18 protein-coding genes and 1 tRNA gene are annotated in these 17,287 nt (G+C 70.8%); 7 read left to right on the plus strand and 12 right to left on the minus strand.

Features of this window, described 5'->3' with window-relative positions; translation table 11 throughout:
- Positions 1–97 precede the first annotated feature (97 nt).
- Positions 98–173 (plus strand) — tRNA-Arg (locus ABT342_RS14550).
- Positions 174–217: 44 nt separating this feature from the next.
- On the opposite strand, the gene ABT342_RS14555 is transcribed toward ABT342_RS14550, so the two are convergent.
- Together ABT342_RS14555 and ABT342_RS14560 are read right to left on the minus strand one after the other, a co-directional pair.
- A complete protein-coding gene (locus ABT342_RS14555; RefSeq protein ID WP_351572253.1) occupies positions 218–1,831 on the minus strand; it encodes a site-specific integrase in 1,614 nt (537 codons plus the stop codon).
- Positions 1,828–2,502, minus strand: a complete 675-nt coding sequence (locus ABT342_RS14560; RefSeq protein WP_351572256.1) for a helix-turn-helix domain-containing protein — start codon at positions 2,500–2,502, stop codon at positions 1,828–1,830. Before ABT342_RS14560 ends, ABT342_RS14555 begins: the two co-directional genes overlap by 4 nt.
- A gap of 130 nt (positions 2,503–2,632) precedes the next feature.
- Between ABT342_RS14560 and ABT342_RS14565 the strand changes: the two genes are divergently transcribed.
- From ABT342_RS14565 to ABT342_RS14590, 6 genes are all read left to right on the plus strand, one after another.
- On the plus strand, positions 2,633–2,827 hold the full coding sequence (locus ABT342_RS14565; protein WP_351572462.1) for a hypothetical protein: 195 nt from the start codon (positions 2,633–2,635) through the stop codon (positions 2,825–2,827).
- A gap of 233 nt (positions 2,828–3,060) precedes the next feature.
- The gene (locus tag ABT342_RS14570) at positions 3,061–4,347 is read left to right on the plus strand and encodes a DUF3631 domain-containing protein (protein WP_351572259.1); all 1,287 of its coding nucleotides are present in this window, start codon (positions 3,061–3,063) and stop codon (positions 4,345–4,347) included.
- A 369-nt stretch (positions 4,348–4,716) separates the two neighbouring features.
- On the plus strand, positions 4,717–5,829 hold the full coding sequence (locus ABT342_RS14575; RefSeq protein ID WP_351572262.1) for a DUF2637 domain-containing protein: 1,113 nt from the start codon (positions 4,717–4,719) through the stop codon (positions 5,827–5,829).
- Between the two features lie 143 nt (positions 5,830–5,972).
- The gene (locus ABT342_RS14580) at positions 5,973–6,329 is read left to right on the plus strand and encodes a plasmid mobilization protein (RefSeq protein ID WP_189285150.1); all 357 of its coding nucleotides are present in this window, start codon (positions 5,973–5,975) and stop codon (positions 6,327–6,329) included.
- Between the two features lie 4 nt (positions 6,330–6,333).
- Positions 6,334–8,037, plus strand: a complete 1,704-nt coding sequence (locus ABT342_RS14585) for a relaxase/mobilization nuclease domain-containing protein (protein WP_351572268.1) — start codon at positions 6,334–6,336, stop codon at positions 8,035–8,037.
- Between the two features lie 106 nt (positions 8,038–8,143).
- Complete coding sequence (locus tag ABT342_RS14590; RefSeq protein WP_351572271.1) at positions 8,144–9,229, plus strand: phosphotransferase; 1,086 nt, start codon at positions 8,144–8,146, stop codon at positions 9,227–9,229.
- On the opposite strand, the gene ABT342_RS14595 is transcribed toward ABT342_RS14590, so the two are convergent.
- The 10 genes from ABT342_RS14595 to ABT342_RS14640 form a co-directional block, all read right to left on the minus strand.
- Positions 9,226–10,257, minus strand: a complete 1,032-nt coding sequence (locus tag ABT342_RS14595) for a glycosyltransferase (RefSeq protein ID WP_351572273.1) — start codon at positions 10,255–10,257, stop codon at positions 9,226–9,228. The genes ABT342_RS14590 and ABT342_RS14595 overlap by 4 nt on opposite strands.
- A gap of 6 nt (positions 10,258–10,263) precedes the next feature.
- The gene (locus ABT342_RS14600; protein WP_351572275.1) at positions 10,264–10,878 is read right to left on the minus strand and encodes a hypothetical protein; all 615 of its coding nucleotides are present in this window, start codon (positions 10,876–10,878) and stop codon (positions 10,264–10,266) included.
- Positions 10,872–11,786, minus strand: coding sequence for a PIG-L deacetylase family protein (locus ABT342_RS14605; protein WP_351572278.1), 915 nt, complete (start codon positions 11,784–11,786; stop codon positions 10,872–10,874). Before ABT342_RS14605 ends, ABT342_RS14600 begins: the two co-directional genes overlap by 7 nt.
- The gene (locus ABT342_RS14610) at positions 11,783–12,514 is read right to left on the minus strand and encodes a glycosyltransferase (protein ID WP_351572281.1); all 732 of its coding nucleotides are present in this window, start codon (positions 12,512–12,514) and stop codon (positions 11,783–11,785) included. Before ABT342_RS14610 ends, ABT342_RS14605 begins: the two co-directional genes overlap by 4 nt.
- Positions 12,514–13,392: a phosphotransferase gene (locus ABT342_RS14615; protein WP_351572284.1), complete on the minus strand. Its 879-nt coding sequence runs from the start codon at positions 13,390–13,392 to the stop codon at positions 12,514–12,516. Before ABT342_RS14615 ends, ABT342_RS14610 begins: the two co-directional genes overlap by 1 nt.
- Positions 13,389–14,276: a glycosyltransferase gene (locus ABT342_RS14620; RefSeq protein ID WP_351572287.1), complete on the minus strand. Its 888-nt coding sequence runs from the start codon at positions 14,274–14,276 to the stop codon at positions 13,389–13,391. Before ABT342_RS14620 ends, ABT342_RS14615 begins: the two co-directional genes overlap by 4 nt.
- Positions 14,277–14,341: 65 nt before the next feature.
- Positions 14,342–14,536 (minus strand): hypothetical protein, encoded by a 195-nt coding sequence (locus tag ABT342_RS14625; RefSeq protein ID WP_351572290.1) that lies wholly within the window; start codon positions 14,534–14,536, stop codon positions 14,342–14,344.
- Positions 14,533–14,979 carry a recombinase family protein gene (locus tag ABT342_RS14630; protein WP_351572293.1) on the minus strand — a complete coding sequence of 149 codons (447 nt, stop codon included), beginning with the start codon at positions 14,977–14,979 and terminating at the stop codon, positions 14,533–14,535. The genes ABT342_RS14625 and ABT342_RS14630 overlap by 4 nt, the downstream gene beginning before the upstream one ends.
- 194 nt (positions 14,980–15,173) lie before the next feature.
- The gene (locus ABT342_RS14635; RefSeq protein WP_351572296.1) at positions 15,174–16,376 is read right to left on the minus strand and encodes a helix-turn-helix domain-containing protein; all 1,203 of its coding nucleotides are present in this window, start codon (positions 16,374–16,376) and stop codon (positions 15,174–15,176) included.
- Positions 16,377–16,465: 89 nt separating this feature from the next.
- Positions 16,466–17,119: an HAD-IA family hydrolase gene (locus ABT342_RS14640; RefSeq protein WP_351572297.1), complete on the minus strand. Its 654-nt coding sequence runs from the start codon at positions 17,117–17,119 to the stop codon at positions 16,466–16,468.
- Between the last annotated feature and the right edge of the window lie 168 nt (positions 17,120–17,287).

The raw sequence follows: 17,287 nt of genomic DNA on the forward strand, positions 1-17,287 counted from the left end.
CGGCCCTGGGCCGGTCGTGTGAGCTGCGGAAACGAGAATCTTGCCAGTTGGGAATGCTCATCCGCTAGGCTAGGCGCCGGATCGCGTGGATCCCCCCGCCTTCGTAGCTCAGGGGATAGAGCACCGCTCTCCTAAAGCGGGTGTCGCAGGTTCGAATCCTGCCGGGGGCACCATGCAGTACCGCTCTGACCTGGGGTTTATCCCTCAGGGAGGAGCCTCACTCGGCCTCGGACGTCTCGTCCGGGGCCGTTTGCGTGCGCGCTGCGTGAGCGGACGGGGTGGCAGCCCCCGAAATTTCCCCCAACCGATCAGCACCATCCGGCACGTCGCGAGGGGCGCGTGCACGCGGGACGAGACGGGCCGCGGCCTCGGCGATCGCAAGATCCGCCTCGGGAAGCAGACTCGTGTACGTGTCCGCCGTGATGGTGATCGAGGAGTGGCCGAGCATCTCCTGGATGTCCTTCAGATCGGCGCCGGCCGCGTGGGCGAGGGTCGCCGCGCCGTGGCGCAGGTCGTGGAGCCGGACCGGCGGGAGGCCGATCTCCTCGTACAGCTCGATGAAGCGGCGGGTGACGTTGGCGGGGTGGAGCAGTTCCCCGCTCTCCCGCGTGAAGACGCGACCGGTCTCCACCCAGGCTGTCCCCCACTTCTCACGCTCCTCGTCCTGCCGAGCACGATGCCGACGCAGGACCTCGACCGTGTCGGCGTCCAGGGCGATGGTGCGCGCACCCGCGTCGGTCTTGGGGTTGTCCTCGTAGACTTCCCAGCCGTCGACGACGAGCTGCTTGGCGACGGTGAGGAGACCCGCGTCCAGGTGAGTGTCGGTCCACTTCTGACCGCACGCCTCGCCACGTCGGAGCCCGCGAAACGCGATGAGGTGGAACAGGGCGTACAGACGGTCGTCCACCGCGTGGTCGAGGAAACGGCCGGTGTGTTCCGGCGTCCAGACCATGACGGGCGAGGACTTATCGCCGGTGCGCTGCCAGTGCAGGACGCGTTCCTCGGTCCACACGAGCGCCTTGGGCCGCTTGCCCGCTTCCAGCTCAACGTGTGCGGCCGGATTGAAGGTGATCAGCTGCTGCGCGATCGCGGAGTTCAGAGCGGCACGCAGGGTCGAGCGAACGCGCTGGCGCGTGGCCGGTCCGACTATGCGGCGGTACGGCTCCATCTCGGCAATGGCCGCCTTCATCGCCTTGCGGCAAGCGCGCGGCTCACGCCCCTTCCAGGGGATCCGTGACAGCTCCTCGAACGCCTTGCGCCGGGCGGCGTTGCCCTCGGCGATCTCGACGTTGTCCTCGGCGATGGCCTCGAACATCTCCGAGAGGTGAGAGACGCGGAGACGGTCGAGCCGCAGGTGGCCGATGCGCGGCTTGAGGTGAACGCGGATGTTGCTCTCGTCGCGGCTGATGGCGCTCTGCCGCCCCTTCTTGCCGGCCAGCCACATGTCCAGCCACTCACCGACGGTGAGCCTGCTGATCAGGTCCAGGCCGTGGCTGAGGCGGCGCCGGGTCGACTCGATTTTCGGCAGCGGCGCCTTCTCGGCGGCCACGGTCTCCAGAAGCTGGGCGATCTGGGCCAGGGCCTCGGGGTCGTCGGACTCGGCGAGCCCCAGGAGGGCACGCACGTGGTCGAGGTCGGCCTGGGCTTCCTTGAGGCTCTCGTAGCCGGCGCGGCTGAAGGAACGGCGGGTGCCGTCCTCACGAGGGGGAAGCTCCTGGCGTATGGAGTAGGAGCCGTGCTTGCGGCTGGAGAGCTTGGGGCAGTTCTTGCCGAGCGGCTTGCCGGTCTTGGGGTCGCGGCAGTAGCAGCGGCGGTGGGTGGAGCCCTTCAAAGGCGTTCCTCTGGGGTGGGGTCGGTTTCGGGCGGGTCGACGTCGTTCAGCGCGGGTGGCAGGTCGGGGGGAGTGACGCCCTCTTCGCGGAGTTCGCGGCGGAGATGGCGGAGGTTGTACTTGGCTGAGATGCCCCGGTCGGCGTAGGCGGTCCGCTTGCGTTCGGCTTCCTCCCGCTGGGCGCGGCTGGTGGCCTGCTTGGCCGCGAAGCGGGCGTTCTCCTCCTCTTCGAGGGCGGCGAGCGCGGTGTGGACGAGGCTGGCGTGGCGTTCGAAGTCGGGGACGAGGCCGGCGTCGTGCCCGGGTACTTCTGTCTCGCCGGTGAAGCGGCGCAGGGCGTCCCAGGTGGGCACGAGTCTCTGGAAGGGGAGTTCCTGGGTCTCCTCGACGTAGCCGACGGGGAAGATCAGGTGGGCCGGGTACGTCTCCAGGGCGGCGGCCAGGACGATGACGTCCACCAGGGGGAGGACGGCACGGCGGCCGGACTCCATGTTGGCGATCACGTTCCGCGGGATGGGGTGCCCCAGCTCCTCGCAGCGGTCCGCCAGGTCCTGTGCGCTCCACCCCATCTCCTTCCTTCTCCGCCGGACTTCTCCGGCCACGTTGGCCTTGACCCGGTCCACCCACTCGGGGAAGTCGTCCGCTTCATCGTCCACATCGTGTTGTGTCATGTAGACACACTAGCTTCCCCATCATGGTTCTTACTGGCCTGGAGCCGGACGCGAGAGCCGTGTTCGCCGAGGGCTGTGACGAGAGGGGCGCCGCGTGCGCGACGACATCGCGGAAACCGGTCCGAAAGGCATGAGTCGGGAGGAGCTGTTGGCCCTGCCGGTGGCCGTTGACCTGGATACGGGCAACCGTGCGCTGGGTCTCGGGCGGAGCAAGGGCTATGAGCTGGCGAAGCGGGGCGAGTACCCGTGCAGGGTCCTGCGGCTGGGGAGCGCGTACCGCGTGGTGACGGCCGATCTGCTCAGCCTGTTGGGGCTGGCCGCTTGAGGGCGGAGGAAGGTAGCAGACGGTTCTGCGCTGAGCTGACACAGAATCGCTGGACTGTCGCCGGGGGTGGACGTACGGTTCGTGGTCCCTCGCGGCGGCCTGCTGCCCGCGAGAAGGAGAAGGGCCCCCGGCGGTGCGACGCCGGAGGCCCGAGCAACCCCGAACGGCCCTGGAAGAACCAACCCGGCGGCACGGGCGTGCGAGCCCGCCACCGCCAGACGAGGAGCTGCCCCGTGGAACATCCCGAAACCCAGCCCTATTCCGCCCCCGACAAGCGCGAATGGCCGCCGACCGCCCTCCCGGGCAAGCCCGGCGAGTACACCGGTCGGCCTTCTGCCTCCGACGTCACCGAGGACGTACGGGAGGACGAGCCCGCAGTGGAGGAGGCCCCCGAGCCGACCATCGGATCGGCCCTCCTGGACGAACTGCGTCGGCAGATAGCGAAGTTCGTGATCCTCCCCTCGCCGGAGGCGCTGGACGCCGTCACGCTGTGGGTGGCGGCCACGCACCTGCAGACGGCGTGGCAGCACGCCCCGCGCCTCGCGGTGGTCGCCCCCGCGAAGCGGTGTGGGAAGTCGCGGCTTCTGGACGTGGTCACCGAGACCGTCCACGACCCACTGATCACGGTCAACGCCTCCGCCGCCGCCGTGTTCCGGTCGATCACCGAGAACCCGCCGACCCTGCTGGTCGACGAGGCCGACACCCTCTTCGGGTCCGCCAAGGTCGCGGAGAAGAACGAGGAGATGCGCGGCCTGCTCAACGCCGGCCACCAGCGCAACCGCCCGACCCTGCGGGTCTCCGGCCCGAACCACGAGGTGTCGAAGTTCCCCACCTTCGCCATGGCCGCCCTCGCCGGGATCGGCGACCTGCCCGACACGATCATGGACTGCTCGGTCGTGATCCGGATGCGACGGCGCAGGCCAGGCGAGAAGGTCGCCGAGTTCCGCACCGTACGGGACACCACCACCCTGCACGCCGTACGAGACCGACTCGTGGAGTGGCTGGCACCGCTGCACGCCACCGCGATGGACCTCACTCCGACTATGCCGGTCGAGGACCGGGCTGCCGACACCTGGGAGCCGCTGGTCGCCGTCGCCGACCTCGCCGGCGGCGCCTGGCCCGAGGCCGCCCGCGCCGCCTGCCTGGCGATGACGAGGCACGAGGCCGAGCAGGACCAGGACAACAGCGGTCTGAACATCCGGCTCCTGGCCGATATCCGCCGCGTCTTCGCCGCCGAAGGGAATCCGGCCCTGCTCCGTACCGGCCGTCTGCTCGGCATCCTCAACGAGGACACCGAGTCGCCCTGGCCGGAGTACAGGGACAAGGGCCTGACCGCGCGCGGCCTCCAGCTTCTGCTGAAGGACTACGGGATCAGCGCGTCCAGCCACCGTTTCCCCGACGGCTTCCAGGCCAGGGGCTTCTCCCGCGAGCAGTTCGCCGACGCCTGGAACCGCTACTGCCCCGAGCCCGCACCGGCCGCCGAGCCGCTGCTCCTGCCAGCACCCACGTCCGGCGCCTGACCCGCCACGACCCATCCCGACCCGTCGCCGTGCAGGTCAGAGCCGGGACGGGTCACCCGCCCGTGACGGGTCGACCCGATGTCGCCGCCCCGACCCGTACCCGCCCTGACCAGGCACGCGACGGGTCGCGACAGGTCACCCGCCACGCTCCCCGCCGAGCCCGGCAGCCACGCCCTTCCCCACCTGGAGACCACTCCCTTGCATTTCCCTGCCCCAAGCACCCCGGCAGCGATACGCAGCATCCGCGCCCGCATCGCGCGGCTCACCTCGGCCGCCGGGGACCAGACCCTCACACAGCACGGCGATCCTGACGAAGCTCGCCGAGCACCCGCACCCGCACCCGCACCCGCACCCGATGGGGGTCGTCGCGTGAACCGCACGGGACGCTTCGCCCTCGTCCTCGGCCTGGTGGCCGTCGTCCTCATGGCCTTCCGGGTCTCGTGGAACGCGCTGTCCGACGTGGCCCGCGCCATCGGCGCCGACTCCACCGCTGCCTTTCTCTACCCGATCGTGGTCGACGGGCTGATGGCCCTCGCCCTGATCGCCACGCTCGTGCTGACCGGTGCCGATCGGAAGTTCGCGCTGCGGGTCCTGGCGACCTACACGATCGCGAGCCTTCTGCTGAACTACGTGCACGGCCTCGTACCGGCCCTGCACACCGACTCAATCCAGTGGGGCCGGCTGACCGACTTGAACTACGCGAACTGGGCCCTCGTGCTGCTGGCGACCTCGCTCCCGGTCGGGTCGATCTACTTCGGGTCGGACCTCGTGGCCAAGGTGCTGCACCACAACACCGAGTCGGCCGACTCCCCCGAAACGGCCTCTGCCCAGTCGGCCGGCGAACAGGTCCCGCAGTCGACGCCTGACCGGGCCGAATCGGTTCCCGAGCAGCTGACCGAGTCGACCCCCGTGAAGGCCACCGCGGCACCCGACCTGGGGCCGGCCAAGGGAGACGAGTCGGCCCCCGCGGCCCGGCCTCCCCGGTCGGCCACCGTGGCGGAGTCGACCGGAGCCACCCGCCGTCGAGCGACCGGCCAGGTCCCCGCCGCCAAGTCGACTACCGACCACACCGGCATCGCGCCCGAACTCCTCGACCGGGCCCGACTCCTGACCGCCGACTGGCCCGACGACCAGCTCACCGCCGTGGGACTGCGTACCGAACTACGGATCGGCCAGAAGCCCTCCCGACTCCTGCGCGACCAACTGCAGGCCGACCGCACCCGTCAAGTCCAACCGTCACGGACAACGCCTTCGAAGCCGGGTCACTCGACGAAGCCGCCTCCCCCGCGCGCACCGTCTGACCCCGCCCTTCGGCGCACCCCGTGTCCCCGTGCAACCGAGCACGGGGACACGGGGGCCTCACACAGCCAAGCACCCAGCACCCCGCGGAGAACCGATCCATGCACGACCCACACCGCAAACTCCCCACCACTCAGGAGGAGACGATCAGCAGCCTCAACCGCGCAGCAAGTTGTCGGGTAAGGAGTCCTTACCCGGCCTCCGCCCCAGGGGAGGCGGAGGCATCCGGCGCCGAGGAGGCACCGGGGTCGGCCGGCCCGGGGGAGCCGACTCGGGGAGAAGCCCCACAGCCGCCCACGCCGCGCCGCCGCCTTCGCGAATCCACACTGCGCGAGAAGCGCGTCCACCCCCGCTACAGCAACGACGAGTTCACCCTCCTCGCGAACGCCGCCGCCCTCAGCCGCATGCCCGTCGGTGGCTATGTCGCCGAGACCTCGCTGGCCGCCGCCCGTGCGGATGATCCCACCGCCGCGGTGGCCGACTACCGGGCCATGGTCAAGGCGCTGATGGCGGCCAACGGGCAGCTCGGCAAGATCGGCGGCAACCTCAACCAGCTCGCATGGCATCTCAACAAGGACGGCGCGTGGCCCGCACTGGACCTCGTGCAAAGGCTGCTGGACCGGGTCGAAGCGTCGATCGCCGATGTGGACGTGGCCGTCGCTCAGGTGACCTCAGGGCGGTGAGCACGTGATTCCGAAGATCATCCTTGGCAAGGGTGCTCGCGCCACCCGTCGCCTCATCGGCTACCTGTACGGACCGGGCTCCGCCAACGAGCACACCGACCCGCACCTGGTCGCGTCCTGGAACGACTTCGCCCCCGACCCTGGCCGCAGCCCCCACCGCAACCCCAAGGATGTCGAGGACCAGCTCGCCGCGCACCTCGACCAGCCCGTGAAGATGCTCGGCGACAAGGCCCCGACCACCACGTTGTGGCACTGCCCCGTGCGTGCCGCGCCCGAGGACCCGATCCTCACCGACGCCCAGTGGGCGGACATCGCCCGCCGGATCGTGGCCGCCGCCGGCATCGCCCCCGAAGGCGACGAGGAAGCCTGCCGCTGGGTGGCGGTCCGCCACGCCGACGACCACATCCACATCGCCGCCACCCTCGTACGCCAGGACGGCCGCCGCCCCCGCCGCGACCACGACATCCGCGCCGTCCAGCGCGAAGCCCGCAAGATCGAAGCCGACCTCGGCCTGCGCCGCCTCAACCCCGGCGACGGCACCGCCGCCAAACGCCCCACCAGCAAGGAGCACTTCAAGGCCAAGCGCCAGGGCCAGGACACCACCACCCGCGAGATCCTGCGCACGCGCGTACGGCAAGCGGTGGCAGCCGCCTCCACCGAGACCGAATTCTTCGCCCTGCTGGAGGCGACCGGCGTCGCAGTGCGCCCCAAGACCGGACCGTCCGGCGACGTCCTTGGCTACAGCGTCGCCCTGCCCGGCGACCTCAACAAGCACGACGAGCCCGTGTGGTTCTCCGGCTCCACCCTCGCCGGCGATCTCTCCCTGCCCAAGATCCGCTACCGCCTCAGCGCCACCAACCCCGAACCGGCCACCGCCCGGGCGGCCGACCCTTGGCACCAGGCCACCGCCGCCACCGAACGCATCCCCCGCCGCCTCACCCACGGAGACGACCACGTCGCCCAGGGCCAGCTCGTCGCCCTCGGCGGAGCCCTCGACCTGCTCCCCCTCACCGCACCAGCCGCCGCGAGGAGCGAGCTCGAACGTGCCGCCGCCGTCTTCGAGCGCGCCACCCGCTCCCGCATCACCGCCGACTTCGACAGCGCCCGCGTCCTGCGCCGCAGCATCCAGACGATCCTGCGGACCCGCGCCGCAACACGCGACGGCGCCGGGCTGGCGATGCTGCTGGATGCCGCCCTCATCGCCGTGGCCTTCGCCAAGCACTGGCACCGCACCCACCAGCACGCCCAGCAGGAGGCAGCAGCCCAGCAGGCCCTCGTCCACCTCCAGACCGCGTACGCCCAGATCGCCGTCCCGGTCCTGGACGATCTCGCCCGTCGCGCCCCCGGTATCCAGACCAAGCAGCGTTACGCCCGCCATCTCCAGCAGGCCGTCCCCGAGCACGCCGATCGCATCCTGAAGGACCCCGCCTGGGACGCCCTCGCCACCGTCCTCGCCGACGCGGAGACAGCCGGCCACAACCCGTCCACCCTCCTCGACCAGGCCCTCGGCCAACGCGCTCTCGATGACGCCCGCAACCCAGCGCGTGCCCTGACCTGGCGCATCCACCGCCTCGGGCAACGCCACGCACCCGGCCCCCTCGCCCAGGCAGCCATGGCCCGCAGCACCACACGGCTCCCTGCCACCCCGGTCCACCCGCCGGCGGCCACACCGACCGCCGTACAGCAGCCGCAGGTGCGGCGGCGTTGACCGACCCTCGTGTTCCCCGAGGGAACAGGGAAAGCGTTCCCTCGGGGAACACCCGATTCGTTCCCTCCGGGAACGGGCGCGTCCCGCCGAGGCAGACCAGTGATCCTTGTGCGTCTGCACGGCCGACTCCCGTATCGTCGCCAGGGTGACCGACGCGAACGTGGCGGACAGGACGCACCTCCCCACAGACGATCTTGCCGAGCTGATCCGGGCATACGACATCGACGAAGTGCTGGACCGACAGCACTTGGCCGATGGCCTCATGAACGTGAACTGGCGGCTGGACACCCGGGCCGGGAGGTTCGCCCTCAAGCGGGTCACAGACGTGCCGATCGATCGACTGCGTCGCAACCTCGCGGTCCTTCCCGTCCTGGCTTCGTACGGCGTCCCCGTATGTGCCCCGCTCCCCACCGTCCACGGCGATGTGATCGCCGAGGTCCGCGGTGGCGTCTACTGCCTCTTTCCCTGGTCGGCCGGGGAACACGTTCGCGGAACTGACCTGTCGCTGACGCAGACGCCCAAGCTCGGCACACACCTCGCGGGACTCCATACGGCACTCGGCCGTGCTGTCGATGAGGCCGGGATGACCGCAGTGCCGGCCTCGGTCACCGCTGAGGTGACCGAGGCCGGCCGAGCCGTCCAGAAGGCTGACCGGCTTGCCGGAGCCGTGTCGGCCCGGGGCGCGGGCGACGCTTTCGACAGGGCCGCGGGAACTGCCCTCGAAGAGCGCAAGATCCTCCTCGACAAGCACGCCCACCTGCGCCCCGAGGGAGACACCCCTGCGGGCCCGCATGGCTGGACGCACGGTGACTTCCAGTACCGGAACCTCCTCTGGGCGGACGGCGGACTGGTTGCCGTCCTGGACTGGGATCGGCTGGGAGTCCGCCCGCACGCGGAAGAAGTCGTTCGTACGGCGCAGGTGCAGTTCGGGGTGGAGGGCGTGTTCGACCTGGAGCGGGTGGCTGCGTTCGTGGCCGGCTACCAGTCGGTGATCCCGTTGGAGTCGGCCGATCTGGTCGACGCCGCGCGGCGACTGTGGTGGAAGCGAATGACGGACTTCTGGCAGCTCGAGTTCCACTACGACCGGGGCGACCACTCCTGCGACGAGTTGTTCCTCGCCGACGAGGCGCTTCTTCACTGGTGGACGGAGCGGCTCGACGTGGTGGAGCGGGCATTCGCCGGATCTGCCTAGAGCCCCAGCTCCCGAAGCTCGGGCAGGCACGGTCGCGTGAACGTGACCGCCTGACGCCGGGCCCTCATGCCCAGCGCCTCGTGGTCCGCCTCTCGGATCGCGCGTGCCCACGTCTCGGGGCCGGCTGTGCTCGGCAGGACGATTCCGGCGTCGCCGATGGCTTCGGGGATGCCGCCCCGGTCGGTCCCGATGCTCGGGACGCCGTGGAGCGCGGCCTCGACGATCACGCGGGGGAAGGCATCTTCCACGGCGGACGGGACCAGCAGCAGGCGATGGCTGCGGTACAGAGGCCCCATGTCGTACACGCGGGGCACGTACGTCACGTTCGGGTAAGCGGCGAAGTCGGCGGCCGTGTCCCACCAGCCTTCGACCAAGGTGAAGTGCTGTTCCGGCATGAGACGGATGAGCTGGTGCAGTAGCTCGGATCCCTTGGCGGGGATGGGGTTGATCATGAGGACGGACGCGGTGCGGGCCTCGCCCGAGCCCTCCCCGGGCAGCGCGAACGGCGGGTACATCACGGCGAGGCGGGTGCCAGGCATACGGGGTGCGCGTGCCCGGACGAAATCCGACACGGCGAGGCCGTAGTGGGGTCGGCCGGCGAGGACCCCCAGTCCGGTGGCCGAGACGGAGTGCAGGAGGCCGGCGACGAGCGCGGTCGGTCTAGCCTGCGCGGCGAGCTGCGCCGAGCCTTCCTGCGAGGTGAACACGACATCGGGGCTGAGGTCTCCCAGGAGGCTGCCCAGCGTGTGCTCCACGTTGTTCTGCATGAACGCCGCACACTCGACCCCGTTCCACCGGTAGCGCAGGGTGCCGTCCGCCTCGTCGTACGGGACGCGATGCCTGTCGAGGTGGGCGCGCATGTCGGGGAGCTGGGTGGTTCCGTCCCAGGGCGCCTCGTGCGAGCCGAGGTAGGTGACGTGCCAGCCGGCGGCGGCGAGTTCTTCGGCGAGGAGCTGTTGGGTGACCTCGGCGCCGCCGATGAGGAACGGGGGCGGGGTGCGGCGCCAGGCGAACAGGGCGGTGGGCATCCTCCTTCACCTCGCCCAGAAGGTGACGAGGGCTTCCACGGCCTGGGCCACATCGTCCTGCCCCGCGTCGGCGGCCAGGACCGTGAGCTCTCGCGTCACTGGCCGACGGGGCGTGTGGACGAAGTAGTCGCGGGCGTGGCTGAGGAAGCCCGGCTCGTGGAGGAAGTACTCGGACTCGGCGGCGGTGTGGCCGACGGTCTTGCGGCGGAGGTGGAGCGTCTCCGCCGGTACGTCGAGGTAGAGGGTGTGGCCGGGGCGCAGGAAGGAAAGCGTCTTGAGGCGGTCGCGGAGCTGGTGGTGGACGCCGTACCCGAACAGGGCGTCCAGGGCGTACGCGTGGGCGAGGAGGGTGTCCACGGACCGGTCGAGGATGACGAACTGCCTGCCGCTCGCGGCGGCCTCGGCGACGCGGGTCGCCTCGATCTCCATGAACCTCTCGAAGGCGGCGAGTTGGGTAGCCGCCGAGTCGGTCCGGGCCGGAGGGATGTCGTCGCGGTGGGCGATGTGCCTGACGTAGCAGTCCGAGACGAACGCCCGCGAGCCGATGGCGGTCTGGCGGAGGTGGCGTATCGCCGTGGACTTGCCTGCGTAGGAGGGACCTTCCAGGGCGATGATCAGCACGTCGGCTCCTCCGTCCGGTAGAAGCGCTCGGCGTAGGGGCCGGGCCCGTCGACGAGGTCGGCCGCCGTGGTGAAGGCGTGCCGGATCGGCCGGTACATCTTCCGCGCTGGGTGCATCTGCGAGCCGTGCATGCGCAGGACGGTGACCTTGTCCAGGACGACGTCGGTGATGTCGACCAGCTCGGGCCGCATCGTCGCCCCGGTGCGCGTACGGAACAGGTGCTGGTCGCAGCCGGCGAGCGCGTACGTCGACCAGAAGGCCAGGTCCTCCCAGAACCAGGTGCAGCCGAGGCGGATGGCCGCCTCGTGGACGAGGAGGTGATCGGGGTGGCGGGTGACGGCGGCGGGCGCGAGGAGTTCGGCGCCGGGGTGGGCCGCGGCGACCCGACCGAGCTCCTCGGTGACCTGGTCAAGCACCTGTGGGTCGTAGGGACAGTACGGCGGCTCGGCGTCCTTGTGGCCGAGGAGGTGCCGGCGGGCGGCGAACGGCGCGAGCGCGGCGGCACCCTCCCGGTCGCGCAGCTCGGACACGGTGTCGACGTCGGCGTACGTGGCCTCCAGGGCGGGGTGCACGCTCCGGGACCGGGTGAAGACGCTGACCACGGTCAGCGGTCGGGGACGGGCGAGGAACGTTCCCGAGGCCGACAGGGCGAAGTCATCGTGATGGGGTTCGATGACGAGGACCGGGCGGCCGGCGGGGGTGCGCGCCTCGATGTAGTACGGGACGCGGGTGTGGGGTGCGGTCACCTCCAGGACGCGGTGGTCGTGGTTCCGGTGGCGGGCGGCGAGCTGCTGGGTGTGCGTTTGGTGGGCGCGGTGGAGGTCGTCAGGGAAGGTGTAGATGCCCTGCCCGTCTGGCACCGGCAGGTCGACCAGGAACTGGGGCTGCACAGGAGTCTCCTTCGTCATCGCACGGTCGTCTCGTACCAGTGGCGCCACATGCGAGGCGACCGGAGGCGCAGGCGGGCGGTCACGGGGTTCTGCCACCAGAGCATCCGCAGGCTCGACCACTGGTCGTAGCGGCGGGTCGACGGGCGCACGCGCAGCTCGTCGAGGATGGTCACGGGACGGTCGGTGGCCTGGCCGTGGGCGGTGAGGCGGGCGAAGAACTCCACGTCCTCGCTCATGAACAGGTCGTCCCGGTACCCACCGATGTGGTGGAAGGCGTCGGCGGTGCAGAACTGGTTGACGCCCTGGGCCCCGCCGCGCCGGGTGCGGTAGTGGTCCCAGTACGCGCACAGCAGGCGGGCGCCGAGCCGTTCCGGGGTGTAGAGCGGCGGGATGGCGCCGCCGACGGCCCCGGCGTCCATGGCGGCAGCAGCAGCGGTGACCGCCTCCAGGGGCAGAGCCACGTCCGCGTCGGTGAAGAAGAGCCGGCCGCTGCGGGCGGCTGCCGCTCCTGTGTTGCGGACCCGGCCGATGTTGCGGACGGACTCGGTGACGACGCGAACGCCGAAGGAGGAGGCCATGTCGGCGGTGGCGTCGGTGCTGGCGTTGTCGACGACGATCACCTCTCCCGTACGGCCGGTGTTCTCCTCCCAGCGGGTGAGTGAGGCGAGGACGGAGGGCAGATAGCGGGGCAGGTAGGCGGCCTCGTTGAAGGCCGGGATCACTACCGACAGGGCGGGGGTGTTCATCAGCACGTCCTTTCCGGGCGGCGCGTACGGAAGAGGTGCGGGGTCCGTCGGCTGAGGTCGTCCAGGCGGCGGGCCCACAAGGCGCGGTCGTCTCCAGGAGGGGAATGCGCCCAGGAGCGCAGAGTGTGGAAGACGACCCAGGCACCCAACAGGTGGTCATCGAGGGCAAGGGGGTAGGCGTCGGTGACCGTGCGGGCCCGGAGAGTCGACAGGGCGTCGGTCATGACGAGGGTCTGGGCGACGTCGGATTCGCGGGGACCGGCCGCGGCGTCGGTGAAGTCGACCAGGTGGCGGATGGCTCGGGGGCCGGCGATCACGACGTTGTCGCCGTGCAGGTCGCCGTGGCACCACACGGGCGCTGTGTGGACGGCGTCGGCGATGGCGGCCAGCGCGGGCGCGATGCGGTCGAGGCTGCTGGGCGGGCAGCGGCGGCCCAGTGAGGTGACCTGCTCGTGGAGGGGCCGGCGCGGGGCCCAGGGCCGGACGGGGGCCCGGTGCAGGCGGCCGAGCAGGCCGGCCAGGTCTTTCAGAGCTCGCTCGTCGGAGATCCGGCCGGAGCGCATGGCGCTGCCGAGGGTGAGCGGGCCGAGGTCGGCGGTGACAAGGGCGGTCGCCTCGTGGCCTGGAACGTGCCCATATCCGATGAGGGCCGGTACGGGGACGTGGTCGGCCACGGCCCGGATGGCAGCGCTCTCCGTGATCGCGTTGCGGCATGCGGTCGCCGCGTACAGCTTGATCACGACACTGCGTCCGTCGGCCAGGCCCGCCCGGTACACGACGGTGCGCGTACGTGCGGACAGCCGGTGGGCGGTACGGGCCGGTACCCCAGTCAGGGCAAGAGCAGCGCGCGAGACAGCGGGCGGTACCCCCGCACTCACCGCACACCCGCCGGTTCCACGCCGACGGCACCCAGACGCCGGACGTGACGCATGGCCCTTTCCAGGTGCCGTCGGTATTCGACGACTTCCTCCGTGACGGGGCAGTCGGCCTGCCACGGCTTCTCGGGACCGACGAAGTGCACGAGGGCGGCAGCCGGATCGGGCTTCGGCGACCGCGTGACGACCCGGCGCACCCAGTTCCCGCGTTCCAGGAATCGGCCGACCTCGAACCGGTTGAAACCACCGGACACCGCGCGCACTCGGCCGGATCGCAGAAGCCACAGGTTCAGGGCGTCCTGGTCGTTGTGGAGGATGTGGCGCCGGGCGTGGATCAGGGAGTGCTCGACGCCTCGGCGGATGCGGGGCATGTGGTCGGTGTGGGTCCAGAGCACGCCCGCGTTGAAGTACGGGCGTCCGCGCAGGTGGGGCCAGCGCTCGACGGCTCCGGGCAGCGCCGGGCACTCGCCGACGGCCGGGTTGAACTCGTCCCGCACGGCGCCGGTCTCGTCCGACGCGAGAGAGCTGAGCGGCTCGCTCACGTCTCCGCGTACGAGCACGTCAGCGTCCACGTAGATCAGGTAGGGACGGCGGACGAAGCTCGGCGTGAACTCGAACCTCAGATAGGTGGTGACGGTGATGTACGAGGCGTCTGCCATGCGCGAGGAGCGCAGAGGGGCGCATCGACGGAGGTCGAAGGAGCCGAAGCCGGCCCGCTTGGCGAGGTCGGCGAGGAGGAGGGCCTGCGCCGGTGCCAGGTCGAGGGTGAGCACCCGTACGGCAGCTTCGCGGCGGGCCGCCGGGGTGAGGCTGTCGGCCAGGCCGGCGAGGGCGGCGAGGCCGGGGACGAGGTACTGCTGGTCGATGCAGAGGCCGAACGCGTACACGGGGACTTCGCCTTTCGGGCGTGGTGCACGGGCGGGACGGAGGGGTCGACAGCGAGCGCGGGCGCTCACGGCCTGTCCCGTGCTTCGGAAAGGGCGAGGATTTCGAGGCTGTCGGGGTCGTCGGTCTCCCAGTGGGGGCCACCGCCGGTCGGCGGCCGCAGCACCCAAACGGTGCCGTCGGCGCGGACGTCGGTGACGATCGCCCGCCGTCCGCCGCCGTCACGGACGAGGTCGCCGACCCAGGCGCGCCGGGCGCTCACGAGCCGTCCTCCTCGTACGTGCCTGTCTGCGTGAACCAGCCGGAAGCCGCATCCGCGATGTCGCGGCGACGACGGGCCTGGCCGGAGGTTCGACGGATCGGGGTGCCGCTCGACGCGTCCGCGAGGAACCCTCCCCGGTCGCGGAGGAGAACGCCGAGAGTCGCGAACTGGGCGGCGTCGGCGGCGACATGCGTCAGGCCGCTGACGACGACACCACGGATCATTCCGGCGGACAGGGCGGCCGTGACGGCCTGCCAGCCCGGCCGCTCCATGAGCGGCAGCGCCGGGTCGGGGTCGGACCAGACGCCGGCGACATGCCAGTGCCGGGCATCGGCGTAGTAGCGGCCACGCTCCTCGCTCTCACCGAGGGCGGTGGAGGTTGTGGCGCAGGAGTAGACGGCGACGGGTACGTGCCCGAGGCCGCCGGGCGGGTTGGTCGGCATGCCCACAAGGCTGCTGCGCTGCGGAGTTGGGGCCCAGGCACGACCCGTCGCAGTGGAGAGACTCCGTATCCGGTCGGACCGCCACGCCGCGTGGCAGCGGAAGCAGGGTCGCTCGAAGGTGTGCCACGCCCCGTAGCAGTCGCGCTGATGGCGCGCCCGTACCTACTACGGGCCGTGGTACTTCGGCTCGTAGGTCAACGCACTCCGAGGGGTACGCCCGCGGAGTTCGCCAGTCCTCGCAGTCGGTTGACGGACACCCCGGCAAGTCGACTGATGATGACGCCGGGAAGCATCTGGTGACGCACCCACCCCGGGGCCATCGCGCAGACGGCCTGGAGGGTGTCGGCTGCGGCCTCCCACCGTCGGCATTCGACCTGGGTGAGCGCTACATCCAGGCCGTAGCGGGCCCGGGTGGCCAGGGGCACCGTGTCGTCTAGGCGAACGGTGTCCATGAGCCGCAGCGCTCCAGCCGTATCGCCGAGGGCCACGGCGATACTCATGGCCTGCGTTGCGGCGTACATCGGTCCGTACGGCTGGGCGTGCGCACCACGGGCATGCTCGTCCCCGATTCGGGCGGCGACGGCGTGCGCCTGCGAGAGGTATTCGCGGGCGTTGTCCGAGCTCGCACCGCCTCGGGACGCGGCGACGGCGGCGTTCGTGACAAGCTGCCCGTACACACTCAGCCGGTCCGGGTCGTGCTCGCTCATCTTGGGCTCGATCCGGTCGGCTTGTGCTGCGGCAAGGAGGAAGCCCTGCTTGGTCCGGCCGTCGCGGAGGTTGACCCACGCGGTGGTGGCGGCAAGGTGCGCGTCACGGAGATCGTCTCCGCCCTGCACGGCGATCTGGCGTCCGTACGTCCGCGCCGCATACGCCAGATCTCGTGATCCGAGCACGTTGGCGGCCATGCCCGCCGTCTGAAAGGTGTCGATGAAGACGCCGGCGGCGGCCTCCCGCTCGTCGAGGCTGGCCATGTCGAACCTGGCCCGCGCCTCGGGAAGGAGCCGCCCAAGGAGAGTGCCGAGCTCGGTGTACCGGCCTCCCCAGTACGCGGCATCCGCGCGACGGACGACGGCGCGGAGCTCGTCGACGGTGCCCGGCTCGACCTCGGCGGGGATGCCGATGGCCGCGTCATGGGTGGCTGCGGAAACCAGGCGTAACGCGGCCCGCTCGTCGCGGTCCATGGACCGCCGTGGCGCCTGCTGACCGAGGAGCACGGCGATGTCCGTACCGAGCGCGTCGGCAATCGACAGCAGGGACGGCAGGGAAGCCGTTCCGCCGCGTTCGAGCTTGCGGACCACGCCGACGGACACTCCGGCCGCCTCCGCCAACTGCTCCTGTGTCATGCCGCCGCGCAGCGCCTTCAAGCGCTCAGAGGTGGTGTACTCCGACCACTGCATGCTCCAGAACCTCCGCGTGATGGGCCCCACACGGACAGTACTGGCTGGAGCGGTGGAGCTGACAGCCTTTGATCAGACCGCAGTTGGGTTCACGCGGCGAGCACCGCTGTGACACCGAGGAGGGCCTCCAGCTCGGTCACGGCCTCACCCTCGTCCGTGACGTGGACCGTGGCGATGCCCAGATCGGCGGCCGGCGGAAGGTTCACCGTGTGATCGTCCACGAACACGCACCGCTCGGGGGGCAGCCCGATCCGCTCCAGGGCGAGTTCGTAGATCGCCGGATCGGGCTTAGCCATCCCAACCAGCTCGGAGACGACGTGCACGTCGAACAGGTCCCAGATGCCAACGTGTTCGTACGGGTTGAACGGGTCGAGCCCGAAGCTGTTGGACAGCAGGGCAAGCCGGTGACCGGCGGCACGCGCGGCACGGGCGAGCGCGACCATCCGGCGGGCCACGGGCACCCCGGCCCAGGCCCGCCCCATCAGGTTCACCGGATCCACGTGCGCACCCAACAGCGCGGCCGTGCCCTCGTTCCACTCGGCCTGCCCGATCTCCCCGATCTCCAGAGCCGCGTACAGACGCCGGCCCTCAGGGTGATCGTTGAGAGTGCTGCGCCACGCGCCCGGATCCAGCCCTTCTGACACGCACCAGGCGCGGTGGACATCGATCGGGCTGGCGGTAAGCACCCCGGCGAAGTCGAGAATCAGGCCGCGCCTGTCGGCGACATCAGTCCTGTGCGGCATCCGGTGATCGCTCCTTCCCTGATGGCTTCTCTCGGCGACGCTACCGCGCACTGGCCACCTGGACAGACGAAGCCTCCCCGCTGATCGGATGGACTGAGGTCGCTTCCGGGACCAAGCCACCAGCGGCCTCGCCCTGATCGCCAGCCTCCTCAAGCACGGAAGAATCCC

Origin of the sequence: Streptomyces sp. NPDC000410 (genome assembly GCF_040300305.1) — a bacterium.
Taxonomy (GTDB): domain Bacteria; phylum Actinomycetota; class Actinomycetes; order Streptomycetales; family Streptomycetaceae; genus Streptomyces.

What these genes read in the sequence shown, in the direction of transcription:
- ABT342_RS14560 (WP_351572256.1), bottom strand. Translation starts at nt 2,502, where the DNA reads ATGACACAACACGATGTGGACGATGAAGCGGACGACTTCCCCGAGTGG.
- ABT342_RS14565 (WP_351572462.1), top strand. Translation starts at nt 2,633, where the DNA reads ATGAGTCGGGAGGAGCTGTTGGCCCTGCCGGTGGCCGTTGACCTGGAT.
- ABT342_RS14595 (WP_351572273.1), bottom strand. Translation starts at nt 10,257, where the DNA reads ATGCCCACCGCCCTGTTCGCCTGGCGCCGCACCCCGCCCCCGTTCCTC.
- ABT342_RS14605 (WP_351572278.1), bottom strand. Translation starts at nt 11,786, where the DNA reads ATGACGAAGGAGACTCCTGTGCAGCCCCAGTTCCTGGTCGACCTGCCG.
- ABT342_RS14610 (WP_351572281.1), bottom strand. Translation starts at nt 12,514, where the DNA reads ATGAACACCCCCGCCCTGTCGGTAGTGATCCCGGCCTTCAACGAGGCC.
- ABT342_RS14630 (WP_351572293.1), bottom strand. Translation starts at nt 14,979, where the DNA reads ATGCCGACCAACCCGCCCGGCGGCCTCGGGCACGTACCCGTCGCCGTC.
- ABT342_RS14635 (WP_351572296.1), bottom strand. Translation starts at nt 16,376, where the DNA reads ATGCAGTGGTCGGAGTACACCACCTCTGAGCGCTTGAAGGCGCTGCGC.
- ABT342_RS14640 (WP_351572297.1), bottom strand. Translation starts at nt 17,119, where the DNA reads ATGCCGCACAGGACTGATGTCGCCGACAGGCGCGGCCTGATTCTCGAC.